This window comes from bacterium, from assembly GCA_016708315.1.
Classification (GTDB): domain Bacteria; phylum Zixibacteria; class MSB-5A5; order CAIYYT01; family CAIYYT01; genus JADJGC01.
This window is the reverse complement of the sequence record JADJGC010000002.1, coordinates 90432-107929: the sequence shown is the minus strand read 5'-3', so window position 1 is coordinate 107929 and position 17498 is coordinate 90432. Positions and strand designations below refer to the sequence as shown.

Below are 17498 nucleotides of genomic sequence, written 5' to 3'. Positions count from 1 at the left end.
GGGCACAGTTTCAGTTAATCGGTCGCTCTTCCGGGGATTTGACCTATAGACTGCCGAACTCGCAGTAGGCGCGATTGAGAGCTCGACTAAGTGCCATTCAATCCCCTTATTGGGAAATCGATGTCCAGAGTCCGATGATGTTTCCACCCGGGTCGGACAACCAGGCGAATTCTCCCATACCGGGAATGGGTGTCGCTGGCACAAGAGTCTTGCCGCCTAATTGACTTGCTTTCGCCAGGCAGGCATTGATATCTTCGACCTGTACATAAACAGTTACATACTGGTGAGGCTCATGACCGAGACTGCTAATATGTCCCTGAATGCCCACCTTGTCGCCGGTGTCGATCATTCTTGCGGGACCCATTTCTGCGATTTTCCAGTCGAAGAGCTTGGAGTAGAAATCCTGCGTTTGCTGGCCGTCTTTGCAGCCGATCTCAAAGTGTACTACTGGGTGCGCCATACGTTCGATCCTTTCTTAGTCGTGATTTGAATTGTGGCTAACGGACTATCGCCAAACAAGCGACATCTGATTTTTCAAGATGAAGAACCGCTGCGACGAAATCAATCATATTCTCGACCGGAGTTGTCGATGATAAACCGCTGATAATGAGAAAGCTGAATAGATTTGTGGGGCGGGCCCCATAATCGGATGCAGGCTGAGAATTTGAAACACGCACTTGGAGACCTGCCCTACATTCTCGCATGAGTCTGATTATAACGAAAAAGGCGAATGATTCGCATCATCCGCCTCTCGAATTCAGAATCGCTTTCGCGATTAATATGCACTACTTACCGGCTTTGGCCGTCTTTGCTGCCTTGGCTTTTGGCTTGGAAGCTCCTGCCTTAGCTGACTTGGCTTTCTTCGGAGCAGCGGTCTTTGCCGGTGCATCACCCTTCTCCTTAGATGCCTTGCCCTTGCCTTCCTTCTTCTCGACTGTCTCGACCGGCTTGTCGAGCAGAAGCTCGATTACCGACACCTCGGCGTTGTCGCCGCGGCGCATACCGGCTTTGATTACGCGCGAGTAACCGGAAGTCCGTTCGCTCATCTTCGGAGCGATTTCTTCGAACAGCTTCTTCAAAGCGACCTTGTGCGGCATGTAGCTCGCAACCAGACGCTTGCTATGCAGCGTGCCGTCCTTCGCCTTCGTGATCAAACGATCGACGTAGGGACGAAGCGCCTTTGCCTTCGGCGTCGTGGTCGTCATCTTCGAGTGCAGGAAGAGCGACGCTGCCATGTTGGAAAGCATAGCGTTACGGTGGGTGGCCGTACGGCTTAGCTTCGGGGTTTTCTTGCCATGATGTAACACAGTATCACTCTCCTCAGTCTATTCATTCGCGATAAATTTAGAAATATCCATACCCCAGCTCATACCTTGCTCGTCCAGAATGGCGCTTAGCTCGGTGAGCGACTTGCGTCCGAAGTTACGATACTTCAGCATATCTGATTCCGACTTGGTCACCAGATCGCGCAAGGTTTGGATATTCGCGGCGCGCAGACAATTGGATGAGCGCACCGAAAGTTCGAGTTCATCAACCCGGGTATTTAGCAGATTACGAACGCGGACGATCTCTTCGTCTTCCTTCTTCTCTTCGACTGGAATGATATCTTCGTCGATGTGAATGAAGAAGCGCAAGTGATCGGCAAGCAGCTTGGCGCTGAATCCAATCGCTTCTTCCGGACTTAGCGAGCCGTCGGTCAGAACCTCAAGCGTCAAACGATCGTAGTCGGTGCGCTGGCCCACGCGGGTATTTTCAACATTATAATTCACCTTAATGACCGGGCTGAACAACGAGTCCACCAAGATCGTTCCAACCGGACGGTCAGGACGCTTGTTGCCCTCAGCGAGGACATATCCGCGACCCAAGTCCATATCGATTTCGATATTGAACTTCTTGTCTTCGGTCAACTCGAGAATATGCAGATCCGGATTCAGAATCTCGATATCAGCGTTCGGTTCAATCTTGCCGGCATTGTATTTGCCTTTGCCGGTGATCGCCAACTTCAGGGTCTTCGGATCGTCATTGTGCATCTTGATTCTGAGTTTCTTCAGATTCAAGACAATCTGCGTGACGTCTTCATAGACACCCGGAATCGTCGAAAATTCGTGCTGCACGCCTTCGATGCGAATCGAAGTTACTGCAGCTCCCTGAATGGCCGAGAGCAGAATTCTACGCAGCGAGTTGCCGATCGTAACACCAAATCCGCGCTCCAGCGGTTCGAGTACGAAACGCGCAAAGCGCTGATCCTCCGACACTCCTTCGGTCGCTACCTCTTTCGGCAGCACCAGATTTCTCCACTTCATTATAGCTACTCTCCTTGCTAAACTACTTGCTGTACAACTCCACAATCAACTGCTCGGAAACCGGAACCGGTATATCGGCACGCTTTGGCAACTCTAGCAGTTCGCCCTCCAGTGAAGCCTTATTGACACGCAGCCAGGGCAAGTCTGATGAACGGTCGGAGTTCTTAAGCGCCATGTGAATAATATCCAGCTTGCGCGACTTATCCTTCACGCGGATTAACTCATGCGGTTTCAATTGGTACGACGGAATATCGACGATATGTCCGCCCACCACGAAATGGCGATGACGAACCAACTGCCGCGCAGCGCGACGCGTTGGCGCAAAGCCCAAACGAAATACAATATTGTCCAAGCGGCATTCCAGAAGCTGCAACAGGTTTTCGCCCGTCACGCCCTTCATGCGGTTGGCTTCTTCGAAATAATTGCGGAACTGCTTTTCCAGCACGCCGTAAATCGAACGCACCTTCTGCTTTTCGCGCAATTGGATGCCATACTCGGACAGCTTGCGGCGCATGCCCTGGCCGTGTTGACCCGGACCGTACGGACGGCGGTCAACCGGACACTTCAGTGAATCGCAAACTTTTTCGCCGAGACGGCGGCACATCTTATGTTTCGGACCTGTATATCTTGCCATAATTATTTACCTCCCCACCCTATACTCTGCGCCGCTTAGGCGGACGGCAGCCGTTGTGAGGAATCGGAGTGACATCCTTAATAGCGGTGATCTCAAGACCAGCCGCCTGAAGTGAACGAATCGCCGCCTCGCGACCGGAACCCGGTCCCTTGACCCAAACTTCGATTTTACGCAGACCCTGATCGATTGCTTCCTTGGCTGAAGAAGTCGCTGCCAGCTGAGCCGCAAACGGCGTCGATTTCTTCGAACCCTTGAATCCGGATTTTCCGGCCGACGACCAGGCAATCACACCACCGGTGGAATCGCAGATCGAAATGATCGTATTGTTAAACGTCGACTGAATATGAGCCACACCCATCGGATCGATGCGGCGCGCTTTCTTCTTCTTACCTTTTGGTTTCGGATTAGCCAATTAACCTCTCCTGTATCGGAAAACTAAAAATCATTACAATCCTACTTCGTCGGCGTTTTCTTCTTGCCGGCGATCGTCCGCTTCGGACCTTTGCGGGTGCGAGCGTTCGTCTTGGTGCGCTGTCCGCGCAACGGCAATCCGCGGCGGTGGCGCAGTCCGCGATAGCTGCCGATATCAATCAAGCGCTTGATATTCATGGCAACTTCGCTGCGAAGCACACCTTCTACGCGGTAATCGTTTTCAATCACGCTGCGCAATTTCGCAACGTCTTCTTCAGTCATCTTGTGAACGCGCAGATCAGGATTGATTCCGGTCTTCTTGAGAATCTCACGCGCTGATGCGGGTCCCAGACCGAAAATATAGGTAAGCGCAATTTCAAGGCGCTTTTCGCGCGGTAAGTCTACGCCTGCAATACGAGCCAATTTCTCCTCCTGATCCTATCCCTGACGCTGTTTGTGACGCGGATTTTTGCTGCAAATCACCCGAACTATGCCGTTGCGGCGAATAATTTTGCAATGCTCACAGCGCGGTTTTACTGACGAACGAACTTTCATATCTTTAACTCCAGAAACAAATCTTCTACTTGTATCGATAAACGATGCGACCTTTACTCAAATCGTAAGGAGACAATTCCAATGTCACCTTGTCACCCGGCAGTATTTTTATGAAATGCATTCTCATCTTGCCGGAAACGTGCGCCAATACCTTGTGACCGTTGTCAAGTTCGACTCTGAACATGGCATTTGGCAGTGGTTCTAAAACTTTACCTTCGACTTTAATGGTCGCTTCTTTGGTCATCAATTCTCGCTAACTGTTAGTGCTACGATGCCGTCGCTCGTTACCGCGTAAGTGTTCTCCCAATGTGCAGAGAGCTTACGATCTGCGGTCACGATTGTCCAGCCGTCTTCTAATGTCTCAATCTCCCAGGTTCCGGCGTTGATCATTGGTTCAATCGCCAATACCATTCCCACCTTGAGAACCGGTCCTGATCCGGCGGCGCCATAATTGGGAATCTGCGGATCTTCGTGCAATGCACGTCCAACGCCGTGTCCCACCAAGTCGCGAACGACAGAGTAACCGTTGCGCTCGGCGTGTTTCTGAATTGCGTTGGAGATATCACCCAACCGTCCATTCGGCTTACCGGCAGCAATCCCTGCTTCCAGCGATTCGCGAACGATCTTAGCGATCTTTTCTTTCTCGTCGCCGGCGCTGCCTGCCAAAAACGTGCGGGCTGCATCGGCATGAAATCCATTCTTATAAACGCCAATATCAACTGAAACCAAGTCGCCATCCTTGATCTTGCGACGCCCCGGAATACCGTGCACGATCACTTCATTAATCGAGATGCAGGTCGACGCCGGATAGCCGCGATAACCAAGAAACGAAGGCACTCCGCCTTCCTTGATTATCAGCTCGCGCACACGATCATCAATCTCGCGCGTTTCGACACCCGGCTTGAGCATCGATTCGACCAAATCGTGCGCTTGTGCGACAATTCGGCCAGCTTCGGCGACCTTGGCGATCTCAGATTTCGACTTCAGTTCTATCATTCTGCTTTTTTTTTTAGCCATCTCCAGCTTCGAAATAATCTCCGCCGTGACGACTTCCACAGGATTATCACCCTGTACACTAATTATCAATTCCCTCTCGCGGTAGTAGACCTCGAGGGGCTTGGTCTGCTGAAAATAAACATTGAGGCGGTGGCGAACCACCATCTCGCTGTCGTCGGTCCTGCGGTGCAAAAGGCCGTTATCCAGATCGCAAAGACCCGGACGTTTCGGCGGCTTCGTAAGATCGTTATAGATCGTACCGCAAGTTGAACAAGTCGAACGAGCGCTCAGTCTCTTGACAATGGCTTCGCTATCGACTTCAAGATTAACAACGGCGTCGATCTGAAGTTCCAGACGCTCTGCCAGCTTGTCGAAGCCTTCGGCTTGCGGCAGAGTCCTGGGAAACCCATCCAGAATGAACCCGCTGCGAACGTCGTCGCTGGCAAAACGCGCCTCGATCATTTCGAGAATCAGCGCGTCGGTAACCAGTTTGCCGGCGTTCATGTACTCCTTGGCTTTGATTCCCAACTCGGTGCCGGTGCGAACTTCTTCGCGCAGGATATCACCGGTTGAGAGATGCGTCAGTCCGAGACTTGCAGCCAGTATCTTGGCTTGCGTGCCTTTGCCGGACCCTGGCGCACCAAGGAGGACCAGTCGCCTCATAGCGCCGAGCGGCCCTTGATTCTGCCCTGCTTCATGAAGCCTTCATAGTGCCGCATAATCAAATGCGACTCAACCTGCTGCAGCGTGTCAAGAGCAACGCCGACCACAATCAGAATGCCTGTACCACCGAAGTAGTACTTGACATCAAACGCCTTAATCAAAATATACGGCATCACAGCGATGACCGCGAAGAAAATGGCTCCGGGCAGCGTAATGCGGGTAAGCACACGGTCAATATACTCAGCCGTGCTTCGACCCGGACGAATACCCGGAATAAATGCGCCTTGCTTCTTCATGTTATCCGCCATGTCAATCGGATTGACAACGATAGCGGTGTAGAAGTAAGCAAAGAACACAATGATCAAGCCATAAACGACACTATAAACAATCTCTCCGGGCTGCAAATAACTGACAAAGTTCTGCACGAAATCGGACTGCGGGAACAGAGTCAACAGAGTTGCCGGAGCAAACATGATCGACTGGGCAAAGATAATCGGAATGACGCCGGCGGTATTAACCGATAGCGGCAGATGTGTGGTGACACCACCCATTACCTTGCGGCCAACGATGCGCTTTGCATGCTGGACCGGAATTTTGCGCTGTGCGCGAGTGACGACAACAATCGCTGCGATTGTCGCGATCATCAGAATTAACAGGAACAACTCGCTGAATATCGAACGTGCTCCCGACTGAATGTCGGTAAACGAATCAATAACAGCGCGCGGAAACGTTGCAATAATGCCGATGAAAATAATCAGCGAAATACCGTTGCCGATACCGCGCTCGGTGATCTTTTCACCCAACCACATAATGAATATCGTTCCAGCTGTGAAGGTGATCATGCACAGCATAATAAACCCTACGCCGGGATTCACGACAACGGAAATGCCCGGTTCGGGCTGAAGTGATTGCAACCAAACAGCAACACCAAACGACTGCATTAAACCAATCGCTACGGTGCCGTAACGCGTATACTGCGTGATTTTCCGGCGGCCTTCTTCACCTTCCTTGGCGAGGCGCTGGAAATACGGGAAAATCGGCGTCAGCAACTGAATGATAATCGATGCCGAAATGTACGGCATGATACCCAGCGAAAAAATCGTCGCTTTCTGGAAAGCGCCGCCGACGAACATGTCAAACATGCCGAAAAGAGTCCCGGCCTGATTGGTGAAAAACTGCTGCAGCAATGCTGCATCAATACCCGGAGTCGGTACGTGACTGCCGATGCGGTATATAATCAAAATGCCGAGGGTGAAAAGAATCCTCTCCCTCAGCTCTTTGACCTTAAAGATATTCTGTATTTTCTCGATCACTTGACGATTTCCACCTTCCCTCCGGCCGCGGTGATCTTGTCAATTGCCGACTTGGAAGCAGCATGCACTTTCAAAGTGACGCTGACCTTTAGCTCACCGTTTCCCAGAACCTTCACCGGTCTATTCAGTGATCTGATTAGATTATTTTCTTTCAGACTCGCAATTGTGATCTCGGCGCCGGCAGTGAATTTGCGGGCAATGTCATCGACATTGACGGCTTGATACACTGTGCCGTGAATATTGTGGAATCCGCGCTTAGGCAGACGGCGCAACAGCGGCATCTGGCCGCCTTCGTGCCACGGTTTGTATTTGAAACCGGCACGCGCGCGCGCGCCCTTGTGTCCGCGAGTAGACTGCTCGCCCAATCCCGAACCCGGGCCGCGACCGACACGCTTGCGACTTGTGGTGGAGCCTTTCGCTTTTTGTAGTTCGCCCAGCTTCATCTTAAACTTCCTCCACCTTGAGCAGATAACTAATCGATTTCACCATACCGCGGATCTGCGGCGTGTCATTGTGGACGACACTGTGGTTCGTCTTGCGGATACCCAAAGCGCGAACCGTTCCGCGGTGCGCTTCAATGTGTCCGGACAGACCTTTCACCAGCGTAATTCTTAACTGCTTCGCCATAAACTAACTCAACTCCAGTTCGCGGAAGCCGCGCTGTTCTTCCTTGGTGCGCAAACGCATCAAACCGTCCATAGTCGCCTTAACGACGTTGTGCGGACTGCTCGAACCCAGCGACTTGGTCAGAATATCTTGAACGCCGGCGGCGTCAAGAATCGCGCGGACCGTTCCGCCGGCGATAACACCGGTACCTGCTGAAGCGGGCTTCAGCAGCACACGCGCTGCGCCGTAGCGGCCGATAATCTCGTGCGGGATCGTGCCATGGACAATCGAAACACGTACCATTCCCTTGCGTGCGGCCTCGGTGCCCTTGCGGATGGCATCGACTACTTCTGAGGCTTTACCCAGACCGATGCCGACCTGACCCTGCCGATCGCCGACACTGACGATGGCCGTGAAGGAGAAGCGTCGTCCACCCTTGATAACTTTCGCTACCCGGTTGATGTGGATGACTTTTTCCTGCAGTTCTTGTTCTTCTGATTCGTAGCGAGCCAAACTATATACCTCAATCTACCGACTAAAATTTCAAACCAGCTTTGCGAGCACCTTCGGCAACGCCTTTGACGCGCCCGTGGTACTCGTAACGATTGCGATCGAACACGACTAATTCGATGCCCTTGGCAATCGCCTTCTTCGCGACACTTTCGCCGACCAGGGTGGACAGATCGCCCTTCTTCTTAGCGGTCTTTACCGTCTCGACCATATCCTTGTCAATGCTCGATGATGAAACCAGCGTGATACCGGCGACATCATCAATAACTTGCGCATAGATATTCTTGGCCGAACGATAGACCGACAAACGCGGACGAGTCGCTGAACCCTGAACTTTTTTACGCACGCGCATTTGGCGGCGTTTCTGCATGCGTTGATGTATCGAATTCTTGTCAGACATTTTGTTACTCCACTATGCCGCGGTCTTGCCGGCTTTCTTGCGTACGGCCTCGCCCTTGTAGCGAATACCTTTGCCCTTGTATGGTTCCGGCGGACGGAAGCCGCGTATTTTCGACGCCATCATACCGACCAGTTCTTTATCCATTCCGACGACTTTGAAATGCGTCGGGTCATCAAGCACAACCGAAATTCCCGGCACCGGCTTGACAATTATCGGATGCGAAAATCCAACGGCAATTTTCAAAGCCTTGCCGACGAGTTCTGCACGATAACCTACACCCTGGATTTCCAGTTCCCTCTGGAATCCCACGGTCACGCCTTGCACCATGTTGAAAATTAACTGGCGGGTCAGGCCGTGAAGCGAACGATGAAATTTGCTGTCGCCCGGACGCTCAACCGTAACGACGCTTTTGTCGATCTTGATCTTCATCGAAGGATGGAAGGTTTTTTCCAACGAACCTTTGGGTCCGGTGACCTTCATATCGCATCCAGACAATTCGATTTTCACCTTGTCCGGTACGGTTATCGGGGCTCTACCTATTCTCGACATAATAATCCTCTAATCCTACCACACGTAGCAGAGAGCTTCTCCGCCAACCTTCTCTTTGAGCGCTTTTTCACTCGTCATCAAACCGCGCGAGGTTGTCAGGATTGTCATGCCCATGCTGCGGCTCATCTTATGTATCTTTTCATTGTTGGCATATTGGCGCAAACCCGGGCGCGACACACGGCGAATACCGCGAATGACGGGCTCATCGAATTTGTTATAGCGCAAGTAAATGCGCAGAATGCCTTGTTTGTCGTCTTTGACTTCAATCGTCTTCTTGATAAAGCGATGCTCTTCAAGAATTCGGGCAATTTCACGCTTGATGTTTGAAGCAGGAACATCAACCTTCTTCATCCGGGCCTTGCAGCCATTTCGGATGCGGGTCAGCATATCCGCAATCGGATCTGTGGTCGTCATCGTCTCTTAATCCTTCCCTACCAACTCGCCTTGACAACGCCCGGCAAATCACCGGCCAGCGCCATCTCGCGGAAACATAAACGGCAGATGCCAAACTTTCTGTAATAGGCGCGGGGGCGTCCGCAACGACGACAGCGGCTGTATGCACGCGAAGAAAACTTCGGCGTGCGCTGCTGCTTCTTAATCAAACAGGTTTTTGCCAAGCGTGCTCCTTACGACTTTCTGAACGGCAGCTTCATGTGAGTCAGCAAATTCAATGCTTCCTCATCCGTCTTCGCCGTCGTGACAATTGTGATATTCATACCCCGGATCTTGTCGATCTTATCATAGTCGATTTCCGGGAAAAGAATTTGCTCTTTCAAACCGATGGTGTAGTTGCCGCGGCCATCAAACGACTTCGGCGAAATGCCGCGAAAGTCGCGAACACGCGGGAACGCTACTGAAACCAAACGATCAAGAAATTCATACATCTTCTCGCCGCGCAGAGTGGTCGCGATGCCGATAGGCATGCCTTCGCGCAATTTGAAGTTTGCGACCGATTTGGTAGCACGGCGTACGTGCGGTTTCTGGCCGGTGATCATTGTCAGATCGCCAGTCGCCGCCTCCAACGCCTTTGCGTTCTGAATCGCTTCGCCCAGTCCGATATTGATTACGATTTTCGTAATCTTCGGCACTTGCATGACGTTCTTATATCCGCCCTCTTTCATCAAGCGCGGTATAACTTCGTCTTTGTAGTATAATTTGAATCTTGCCATAATCGTTTACTTAAATGTTTTCTCCCGACTTCTTGCTGATGCGAAGCTTGCTGGAAATCCGGCCATTCTCGCTGCGTACGACGTGATATCCGACGCGCGTTGGTTCACCCTTGGCATCTACCAGCATCACTTTCGAAATATGCAGCGAACCTTCCTTCTCAACTACACCGCCCTTGGGGTTCTTCTGTGTCGGACGCGAATGGCGTTTGACCAGATTGACACCCTCAACCCAGATGCGCATTTTTTCGGGATTGACCATAAGCACGCGCGCAGTCTTGCCCTTGTTCTTGCCACTGAGCACTCTTACCGTATCGCCTTTGCGGATCTTCATATTGTTACACAACCTCCGGAGCCAGCGATACGATCTTCATAAACTGCTTCTCGCGCAATTCGCGGGCTACCGGCCCAAAGATACGGGTACCGCGCGGTTCTTTTTGATCGTTGATGATAACGGCAGCGTTTTCAGAAAAACGCACTGTCGAACCGTCCTTGCGACGAACCGCATCAACAGTCCGAACCACAACGGCGCGGCAGACTTCCGATTTCTTTACCGTGCCGCCTGGAATTGCATCTTTGACCGTGCAGACAATAATGTCGCCGATCCGGGCATAACGCCGGCGCGTGCCGCCCAATACGCGGAAACACATCACCTTCTTGGCGCCCGAATTATCTGCGACGTTTAGCCGCGAATATTCCTGAATCATTTCCTATACCGCTTTCTCGACGACTTTAACCAGACGCCATCTTTTCAACTTGGAGAGTGGGCGGGTTTCCATAACCAGAACCTTGTCGCCAATCCCGGCAGTATTCTGCTCATCGTGAGCATACAGCTTCGAGCGGCGCTTGATAACTCTGGTGTACAACGGATGCTTCATCTTGCGTTCCAGCTCAACGGTAATCGTCTTTTCCATTTTGTTGGATACGACGACGCCTACTCTGGTTTTGCGAAATTGTCTCTCCACCCCTACTCCTTCTTATCCAGCATGATCTTGGCACTCTCAGCAAGGTGCGTCTTGCCCAATTGCTCTTCGCGCAACAGCGTGAAGATGCGGGCCAAGTCGCGGCGTACGAAACGCATCCGAACCGGATTCTGCGCTTGCTTGGTTTTCTTTTTCAGCCGGAGATTGAACAACTCATCCTCCAGCTCTAATTTCTTCTGTGTGACCTCTTCGTGGGTCAAATCCCGTAAGGCTGCAATTTTCATATTTCTCTACGCCGCCGCTGCTTCGCGTTTCACAAATTTCGTCTTAAGTGGAAGCTTCGAAGCGGCAAGTCTCATTCCCTCTTCAGCGAGCTTCTCGTTGACACCTTCTATCTCGAAGAGAATGCGTCCCGGTTTGATTACCGCAACCCAAAACTCCGGTGCGCCCTTGCCCTTACCCATTCTCGTCTCCGCCGGCTTCTTGGTCACCGGCTTATCCGGAAATATCCGAATCCAAATCTTGCCGCCGCGTTTGATATGACGCGTTAAAGCCACACGCGCGGCTTCGATCTGGCGATTGGTTATCCAGGCCGGTTCTAATGCCTTAAGACCAAACTCGCCGAAATCGATATCGGAACCACGATACGCCAGTCCATTGCGACGACCGCGGTGGTGCCGGCGATACTTGATTCTTTTTGGCATTAACATAATTTACTACTCCAAAATCCCAAAAGTGACAGACTTGCAATATATCCGTGGAACTCTCTGTCCGCAAGTCATTTCTTAACCAATTACTGTGCCTGTTGAGGCCCTCTGTCGCCGCCGCCTCCGGCTCCACCACCGCCACCCGGCTTGCGAATCCGGCCGCGCTGCTGATGCTGTCCGCCGCCTCCGCCACCGCCGCCGCGACGTCCACGATCTCCACCGCGGTCTCCACCACGGCCACCGCGATCATCACGGAAACGCGGGCGCTCGCCCTGCTGATTCTGCTGCTGATCTTCCGGACGCTTGACCGGTTCGGCAAAGCGGTCGAGAATCTCGCCGCGACAAATCCAAACCTTCACGCCGATACAGCCATAAGCCGTATGGGCAGTTGAAGTCGAATAATCAATATCTGCTCTCAAAGTATGAAGAGGAATACGACCATCTTTGTACTTTTCAGTGCGTGCAATTTCAGCACCGCCTAAACGACCGCCGCATTGGACCTTAATCCCCTCGGCGCCCATCTTCATCGTCGCTCCAATAGCCTTCTTCATGGCACGGCGGAAACTGATACGGCCTTCCAACTGGCGGGCGATCGAATCAGCTACCAACCGGGCTGAAAGCTCGGGCTTCTTGACTTCAATAATATTGAGAGTAATCTCGGTGTTGGCCAGTAGACGCAGCTCCTCACGCAGTTTATCGACTTCAATGCCTTTGCGGCCGATGACAATGCCCGGACGCGAAGTGTGAATGTCGATAGTGACCTTCTTCGGGTCGCGAAGAATTTCGATGTTTGCCAATCCCGCGTTTTCGAGGCGCTGGGTGACATAGCGCTTGATCTTAAGATCGGAAGCGACCAGGTCGGCAAAATTGCGTTGAGCGAACCACTTGGAGTTCCAGCCGCGAATGATTCCCAGTCTTAATCCGACTGGATGAGTTTTCTGACCCAACTTTACTCTCCTCTATTCCTTACTATCTGATTTAGCTTCTTTAGTGTCTTTGGTTTCCTTACCGGCAGCCGCGGCTCCAGCTTTCGCCTTGCCTTTGCGGCGCTCTTCACGAGCTTCACCGGAAACGATAACCGTAATATGACACAAACGATGTTTGATCGGCGTGGCGCGTCCCATTGAGGCGGCGCGATAACGCTTGTATGCCGGTCCACCATCAACGAAAATCGTTGCAATGGTAAGATCTTCCGGCTTAAGCCGCGAAGTTCCCACTGTGCTTATCGCATTGGCTGCGGCTGATTTGACGACGCTGCGAATCGGCTCGGCAGCAGACTTCTGAACGAAATCAAGGGCCGAGATCGCTTTGTCGACCTTCATTCCACGCACGAGATCAGCTACTAAGCGGACCTTGCGGGCGGACATGCGCAAAAAGCGCGCTTTGGCTGTTGCTTCCAGAAACATCGATATCCCTCGCCTACTTAGTGGCCGGCGCAGCAGCGACCTTGGTGGTTTTCTCGGTCAATTTTTGGCCGGAGTGCCCGCGGAATGTGCGCGTCGGCGCAAACTCTCCGAGCTTATGTCCCACCATGTTTTCGGTCACGTAAACCGGGATGAATTTATTGCCATTATGAATTGCGAGCGTGTGCCCGACAAATTCCGGAGAAATCGTAGAGCGGCGCGACCAGGTCTTGACAACCTTCTTTTCGCCGGTGGAATTCAGAGCGTTGACCTTCTTCATCAGATGGTCATCGATAAATGGTCCTTTTTTCAACGAACGAGCCATTAGTTTACCACTCTCCTCTTACTTTCTCCGCTTAATAATCAACTTATCAGAATTCTTCGACTTGCGTGTCTTCTTACCCTTGGACTTCAATCCCCAGGGCGAGCAAGGGTGACGACCGCCAGACGAACGGCCTTCGCCGCCGCCCATCGGATGGTCAACCGGGTTCATCGCCACGCCGCGAACTGAAGGCTTGCGACCCATCCAACGGCTACGGCCGGCTTTACCCAACGAAATCGAATCATGTTCAATGTTGCCAACTTGTCCAATCGTGGCGAAGCAATTCAACCGCACCAGACGAACTTCGCCGGAAGGCAGCTTCAGGTGGGCAAAGTCGCCCTCCTTCACCATCAATTGAATGATTGTTCCGGCAGCGCGACCCATTTTGGCGCCGCGTCCGGAAATCAATTCAACGCAATTGATGAATGTGCCCGGCGGAATCTTTTCGATCGGCAATGCATTACCCGGTTTGATATCTGCATTCTCGCTCGAAATGATTTTCGCACCAACTTGCAGACCGTCCGGAGCAATGATGTAACGCTTTTCGCCATCGGCATAATGCAACAAAGCAATATTCGCCGAGCGATTCGGATCATATTCAATCGTCGCTACCGTGGCTGGAATGTCGCGCTTGTCGCGCTTGAAATCAATCACGCGGTAAGCGCGCTTGTGACCGCCGCCGCGACAAAACGCGGTGACACGGCCAAGATTGTTACGTCCGCCTGATTTACGCAGCGGCTCAAGAAGCGACTTCTCCGGCTTGTCGGTCGTGATCTCCTCGAATGTGGAGACCGTCATGTGCCGACGTCCGGGAGTATGCGGTTTGAAACTTTTGATTCCCATAATTACTCTATCCTAAAAAAATGCCGCCTCGTCGCTGTTGTGGCCGCGGCTTTAGATTGTTTCGAACTCCTGAATCGTCTGGTCCTTCGCCAAGGTGACTACGGCCTTCTTCCACTCGTTGGTATAACCGGGATGATGGCGACCGACACGTCTTTCCTTGGAAGGATTATTCTGTGTCGTCACTTTGGTCACTTTAACACTGTACAACTTCTCAATCGCCAGCTTGACATCGATCTTGTTCGCATCCTTGGCGACTTCGAAGACGTAGCCGTTATTCTTCTGGCGCGCCAGAAGCGACTTCTCGCTGATCAACAGCGTCTTGATTACTTTTCTTGGATCCTTCATTTACCCCAGACCTCCTCGCATTCCTTGAGACCTGCCTGGGTCATCACAAGATAATCCGCATGAATGATATCATAGGCGCTCATCAAGGATGCGCGCTTGTAAGTCAACTTTGCGATGTTGCGAACCGACAATTCGAGATTGCGGTCGATTCCGGAATTCAGGAACAGGACCTTCTGTCCGTTCACTTTCATTTCCGCAAGCATCTTCGCAATCGCCTTCGTCTGCGGCTTGTCAAGATTCAACTTGTCGACTACGATAACACGCTCTTCGGCGGCTTTGGCCGACAGAGCTGTCTTGATCGCGTTGCGACGCATTTTCTTGGGAATCGCCATCCGGTAATCACGCGGCTTCGGTCCAAATACGATACCGCCACCGGGCCAAAGCGGCGAGGTGTTGGTACCTGCACGAGCACGACCGGTGCCCTTCTGCTTGAACGGCTTGATACCGCCGCCGGAAACCTCGGCACGCGTCAGCGTCGAATGTGTTCCCTGGCGCTGATTGGCCAGATAGACCTTGACGTTCTGGTGTGTCGCAAACGGCTTGGCCTCGGCTGCAAAAACATTGTCATTCAATGCTTGCTCGCCGGCCTGCTTGCCTTCCAGAGTGTATACTTTCGCCTTAGCCATGCCTATTTCTTCCTAATTCTAACGAAGCTGTTATTCTTGCCCGGGATGGCGCCGGCAATTCCGATCACGTTATGCTCCATGTCGACCAGCATGATCTTCATGTTCTTCAGCGTGATGCGATCGCCGCCCATGCGTCCCGCCATCCGCTGACCCTTGAAGGTACGCGAAGGATAGGACGAAGCGCCTACGGAACCGGGAGCGCGCAGACGATCAGACTGACCGTGAGTTTGCGGACCGCCGGCGAAGTTGTGGCGACGGACAACGCCCTGGAATCCGAGACCCTTGCTCGTTCCGATGACATCTACCACTTCGCCAACTTTGAATATGTCAGCCTTGATTTCCTGGCCAACCGTAACACCTTCCAGAGTCTCAACCCGAATTTCGCCCAACTTGGCGAACGGCTGAAGACCGGCCTTTTTCAAATGTCCGAGTACCGGCTTGGAAACATTCTTGGCACGGCGTGAACCGAAACCAACCTGTACCGCGTCGTAGCCTTCCTTGTCTTTGGTCTTGACTTGGACCACGACATTGGGGCTGGCATCAAGGAGTGTCACAGCGTAAGCCGCACCGTTCTCCGAGAATATGCGCGTCATTCCAACTTTTCTTGTAAGCAACGCCTTCATCGTGCGACTCCCTTAAACCTTAATCTCCACATCCACTCCAGCCGGCAGATCAAGCTTCATCAAAGCATCGACTGTCTGCGGTGTGGACTCGTAAATATCTATCAAACGCTTGTGAATTCGCGTCTCAAATTGTTCGCGCGATTTTTTGTCGACATGCGGCGAACGCAGAACCGTATAAACGGTACGCTTCGTCGGAAGCGGAATCGGTCCGGCAATCCGTGCTCCGGTACGGAGTACGGTACGGGCGATCTCCTTCGTCGACTTATCAAGCGAATAGTGATCAAACGCTTTTAAGCGAATTCTGATTTTCTGTCCCGGAAGAGCCATTCTTATTTACCTATCTGCTTTCTTAATTACTCGATGATTTCCGAGACAACGCCGGCGCCGACTGTACGACCGCCTTCGCGAATTGCGAAACGGAGTTCCTTCTCCATAGCGACCGGGGTCAACAACTCAACGACCATCTGGACGTTGTCGCCTGGCATGACCATCTCAATACCCGCTGGCAACGTCACCGAACCGGTCACGTCCGTCGTCCGGAAATAGAACTGCGGACGATAGCCATTAAAGAACGGCGTATGACGACCACCCTCTTCTTTCGAAAGAATGTAGACTTCCGCCTTGAACTTCATATGCGGGGTAATGCTCTTCGGTGCAGCCAACACCATGCCGCGTTCAATTTCTTCTTTATCCATACCGCGCAACAACAATCCGATGTTATCGCCTGCCTGCGCCTGATCCATCAACTTACGGAACATTTCAACACCGGTGACAACCACTGCCTTGGTTTCCGGACGGATACCAACGCGTTCCACCGTGTCGCCAACCTTCACCACGCCGCGGTCAACACGACCGGTAGCGACCGTGCCGCGACCCGTGATCGAGAACACGTCTTCGACCGGCATCAGGAACGGCTTGTCGGTCTCACGCTTCGGCAACGGAATGTAGGTATCCAAGGCTTCCATCAATTCGTAGATGCACTTGAACGCCGGATCATCGGACTTCGCCGTTGCATCCGAACCGCGGGTCATCGCCTGAAGAGCCGAACCGCGTACGATCGGAGTTACATCGCCCGGGAACTTGTACATCGTCAACAGATCGCGTACTTCCAGCTCAACCAGATCAAGCAATTCCGGATCGTCAACCATGTCGCACTTGTTCATGAACACCACGATGAACGGTACACCAACCTGGCGAGCAAGCAAGATATGCTCTCTCGTCTGAGGCATCGGACCATCGGCGGCTGATACCACCAACACCGCGCCATCCATCTGCGCCGCACCGGTGATCATGTTCTTGACATAGTCCGCGTGACCCGGACAGTCAACGTGAGCATAGTGACGATTCTTCGTCGAATACTCTACGTGCGCTGTCGCTATCGTAATACCGCGCTCGCGTTCTTCCGGGGCGTTGTCGATCGAATCAAACGACCGAATCGCTACTCCCTTATCGCCGCGAGACAATACCATCGTGATCGCTGCTGTTAACGTCGTCTTCCCATGGTCGACGTGACCAATCGTACCCACGTTAACGTGCGGCTTCGTCCGTTCAAATTTCTCCTTCGCCATGGTAGCTTCAATCCTCCAAATATTTCAAACAG

32 protein-coding genes are annotated in these 17498 nt (G+C 52.4%); all 32 read right to left on the bottom strand.

The window, feature by feature from the left end:
- Positions 1–106: 106 nt before the first annotated feature.
- Positions 107–460: a VOC family protein gene (locus IPH59_00700; GenBank protein ID MBK7090234.1), complete on the bottom strand. Its 354-nt coding sequence runs from the start codon at positions 458–460 to the stop codon at positions 107–109.
- Between the two features lie 325 nt (positions 461–785).
- The gene (rplQ, locus tag IPH59_00695) at positions 786–1247 is read right to left on the bottom strand and encodes a 50S ribosomal protein L17 (protein ID MBK7090233.1); all 462 of its coding nucleotides are present in this window, start codon (positions 1245–1247) and stop codon (positions 786–788) included.
- 78 nt (positions 1248–1325) lie between these two features.
- Positions 1326–2303 carry a DNA-directed RNA polymerase subunit alpha gene (locus tag IPH59_00690; protein ID MBK7090232.1) on the bottom strand — a complete coding sequence of 326 codons (978 nt, stop codon included), beginning with the start codon at positions 2301–2303 and terminating at the stop codon, positions 1326–1328.
- Between the two features lie 22 nt (positions 2304–2325).
- On the bottom strand, positions 2326–2937 hold the full coding sequence (gene rpsD / locus IPH59_00685; protein ID MBK7090231.1) for a 30S ribosomal protein S4: 612 nt from the start codon (positions 2935–2937) through the stop codon (positions 2326–2328).
- 19 nt (positions 2938–2956) lie between these two features.
- A complete protein-coding gene (gene rpsK, locus IPH59_00680) occupies positions 2957–3349 on the bottom strand; it encodes a 30S ribosomal protein S11 (protein MBK7090230.1) in 393 nt (130 codons plus the stop codon).
- A 41-nt stretch (positions 3350–3390) separates the two neighbouring features.
- Positions 3391–3771, bottom strand: coding sequence for a 30S ribosomal protein S13 (gene rpsM, locus IPH59_00675; GenBank protein ID MBK7090229.1), 381 nt, complete (start codon positions 3769–3771; stop codon positions 3391–3393).
- A 15-nt stretch (positions 3772–3786) separates the two neighbouring features.
- On the bottom strand, positions 3787–3903 hold the full coding sequence (rpmJ, locus tag IPH59_00670) for a 50S ribosomal protein L36 (GenBank protein MBK7090228.1): 117 nt from the start codon (positions 3901–3903) through the stop codon (positions 3787–3789).
- 25 nt (positions 3904–3928) lie between these two features.
- Positions 3929–4147: a translation initiation factor IF-1 gene (infA, locus tag IPH59_00665; GenBank protein MBK7090227.1), complete on the bottom strand. Its 219-nt coding sequence runs from the start codon at positions 4145–4147 to the stop codon at positions 3929–3931.
- Positions 4147–5562 (bottom strand): type I methionyl aminopeptidase, encoded by a 1416-nt coding sequence (gene map / locus IPH59_00660; protein ID MBK7090226.1) that lies wholly within the window; start codon positions 5560–5562, stop codon positions 4147–4149. Before map ends, infA begins: the two co-directional genes overlap by 1 nt.
- A complete protein-coding gene (gene secY, locus IPH59_00655) occupies positions 5559–6875 on the bottom strand; it encodes a preprotein translocase subunit SecY (protein ID MBK7090225.1) in 1317 nt (438 codons plus the stop codon). Before secY ends, map begins: the two co-directional genes overlap by 4 nt.
- On the bottom strand, positions 6872–7318 hold the full coding sequence (rplO, locus tag IPH59_00650) for a 50S ribosomal protein L15 (GenBank protein MBK7090224.1): 447 nt from the start codon (positions 7316–7318) through the stop codon (positions 6872–6874). The genes secY and rplO overlap by 4 nt, the downstream gene beginning before the upstream one ends.
- A 1-nt stretch (position 7319) precedes the next feature.
- Positions 7320–7502 (bottom strand): 50S ribosomal protein L30, encoded by a 183-nt coding sequence (gene rpmD, locus IPH59_00645; protein ID MBK7090223.1) that lies wholly within the window; start codon positions 7500–7502, stop codon positions 7320–7322.
- A gap of 3 nt (positions 7503–7505) precedes the next feature.
- The gene (gene rpsE / locus IPH59_00640) at positions 7506–7994 is read right to left on the bottom strand and encodes a 30S ribosomal protein S5 (protein MBK7090222.1); all 489 of its coding nucleotides are present in this window, start codon (positions 7992–7994) and stop codon (positions 7506–7508) included.
- A gap of 22 nt (positions 7995–8016) precedes the next feature.
- Positions 8017–8391 carry a 50S ribosomal protein L18 gene (locus IPH59_00635; GenBank protein MBK7090221.1) on the bottom strand — a complete coding sequence of 125 codons (375 nt, stop codon included), beginning with the start codon at positions 8389–8391 and terminating at the stop codon, positions 8017–8019.
- Positions 8392–8403: 12 nt separating this feature from the next.
- Entirely contained in the window at positions 8404–8940 is a 537-nt protein-coding gene (gene rplF / locus IPH59_00630) for a 50S ribosomal protein L6 (GenBank protein ID MBK7090220.1), read from the bottom strand.
- Between the two features lie 15 nt (positions 8941–8955).
- The gene (rpsH, locus tag IPH59_00625; GenBank protein MBK7090219.1) at positions 8956–9354 is read right to left on the bottom strand and encodes a 30S ribosomal protein S8; all 399 of its coding nucleotides are present in this window, start codon (positions 9352–9354) and stop codon (positions 8956–8958) included.
- Positions 9355–9371: 17 nt separating this feature from the next.
- Complete coding sequence (locus tag IPH59_00620) at positions 9372–9557, bottom strand: type Z 30S ribosomal protein S14 (protein ID MBK7090218.1); 186 nt, start codon at positions 9555–9557, stop codon at positions 9372–9374.
- Positions 9558–9566: 9 nt separating this feature from the next.
- Positions 9567–10109 carry a 50S ribosomal protein L5 gene (gene rplE, locus IPH59_00615; protein ID MBK7090217.1) on the bottom strand — a complete coding sequence of 181 codons (543 nt, stop codon included), beginning with the start codon at positions 10107–10109 and terminating at the stop codon, positions 9567–9569.
- Positions 10110–10119: 10 nt separating this feature from the next.
- Entirely contained in the window at positions 10120–10440 is a 321-nt protein-coding gene (gene rplX, locus IPH59_00610; GenBank protein ID MBK7090216.1) for a 50S ribosomal protein L24, read from the bottom strand.
- A gap of 4 nt (positions 10441–10444) precedes the next feature.
- Complete coding sequence (gene rplN, locus IPH59_00605; GenBank protein ID MBK7090215.1) at positions 10445–10813, bottom strand: 50S ribosomal protein L14; 369 nt, start codon at positions 10811–10813, stop codon at positions 10445–10447.
- A gap of 3 nt (positions 10814–10816) precedes the next feature.
- Positions 10817–11071: a 30S ribosomal protein S17 gene (gene rpsQ / locus IPH59_00600; protein ID MBK7090214.1), complete on the bottom strand. Its 255-nt coding sequence runs from the start codon at positions 11069–11071 to the stop codon at positions 10817–10819.
- A 2-nt stretch (positions 11072–11073) separates the two neighbouring features.
- Positions 11074–11313: a 50S ribosomal protein L29 gene (gene rpmC, locus IPH59_00595; GenBank protein MBK7090213.1), complete on the bottom strand. Its 240-nt coding sequence runs from the start codon at positions 11311–11313 to the stop codon at positions 11074–11076.
- A gap of 6 nt (positions 11314–11319) precedes the next feature.
- The gene (gene rplP / locus IPH59_00590; protein ID MBK7090212.1) at positions 11320–11739 is read right to left on the bottom strand and encodes a 50S ribosomal protein L16; all 420 of its coding nucleotides are present in this window, start codon (positions 11737–11739) and stop codon (positions 11320–11322) included.
- A gap of 83 nt (positions 11740–11822) precedes the next feature.
- Positions 11823–12683 carry a 30S ribosomal protein S3 gene (gene rpsC / locus IPH59_00585; protein ID MBK7090211.1) on the bottom strand — a complete coding sequence of 287 codons (861 nt, stop codon included), beginning with the start codon at positions 12681–12683 and terminating at the stop codon, positions 11823–11825.
- A 12-nt stretch (positions 12684–12695) separates the two neighbouring features.
- Positions 12696–13136 (bottom strand): 50S ribosomal protein L22, encoded by a 441-nt coding sequence (gene rplV / locus IPH59_00580; GenBank protein MBK7090210.1) that lies wholly within the window; start codon positions 13134–13136, stop codon positions 12696–12698.
- A 19-nt stretch (positions 13137–13155) separates the two neighbouring features.
- Positions 13156–13464, bottom strand: coding sequence for a 30S ribosomal protein S19 (gene rpsS, locus IPH59_00575; GenBank protein ID MBK7090209.1), 309 nt, complete (start codon positions 13462–13464; stop codon positions 13156–13158).
- Between the two features lie 18 nt (positions 13465–13482).
- Positions 13483–14304: a 50S ribosomal protein L2 gene (rplB, locus tag IPH59_00570; protein MBK7090208.1), complete on the bottom strand. Its 822-nt coding sequence runs from the start codon at positions 14302–14304 to the stop codon at positions 13483–13485.
- A gap of 51 nt (positions 14305–14355) precedes the next feature.
- Positions 14356–14649: a 50S ribosomal protein L23 gene (gene rplW, locus IPH59_00565; GenBank protein MBK7090207.1), complete on the bottom strand. Its 294-nt coding sequence runs from the start codon at positions 14647–14649 to the stop codon at positions 14356–14358.
- Positions 14646–15275, bottom strand: a complete 630-nt coding sequence (gene rplD / locus IPH59_00560) for a 50S ribosomal protein L4 (protein MBK7090206.1) — start codon at positions 15273–15275, stop codon at positions 14646–14648. The genes rplW and rplD overlap by 4 nt, the downstream gene beginning before the upstream one ends.
- A gap of 2 nt (positions 15276–15277) precedes the next feature.
- Positions 15278–15898, bottom strand: a complete 621-nt coding sequence (gene rplC, locus IPH59_00555) for a 50S ribosomal protein L3 (GenBank protein MBK7090205.1) — start codon at positions 15896–15898, stop codon at positions 15278–15280.
- 12 nt (positions 15899–15910) lie between these two features.
- Complete coding sequence (gene rpsJ / locus IPH59_00550) at positions 15911–16225, bottom strand: 30S ribosomal protein S10 (protein MBK7090204.1); 315 nt, start codon at positions 16223–16225, stop codon at positions 15911–15913.
- Positions 16226–16251: 26 nt separating this feature from the next.
- The gene (tuf, locus tag IPH59_00545; GenBank protein MBK7090203.1) at positions 16252–17466 is read right to left on the bottom strand and encodes an elongation factor Tu; all 1215 of its coding nucleotides are present in this window, start codon (positions 17464–17466) and stop codon (positions 16252–16254) included.
- Between the last annotated feature and the right edge of the window lie 32 nt (positions 17467–17498).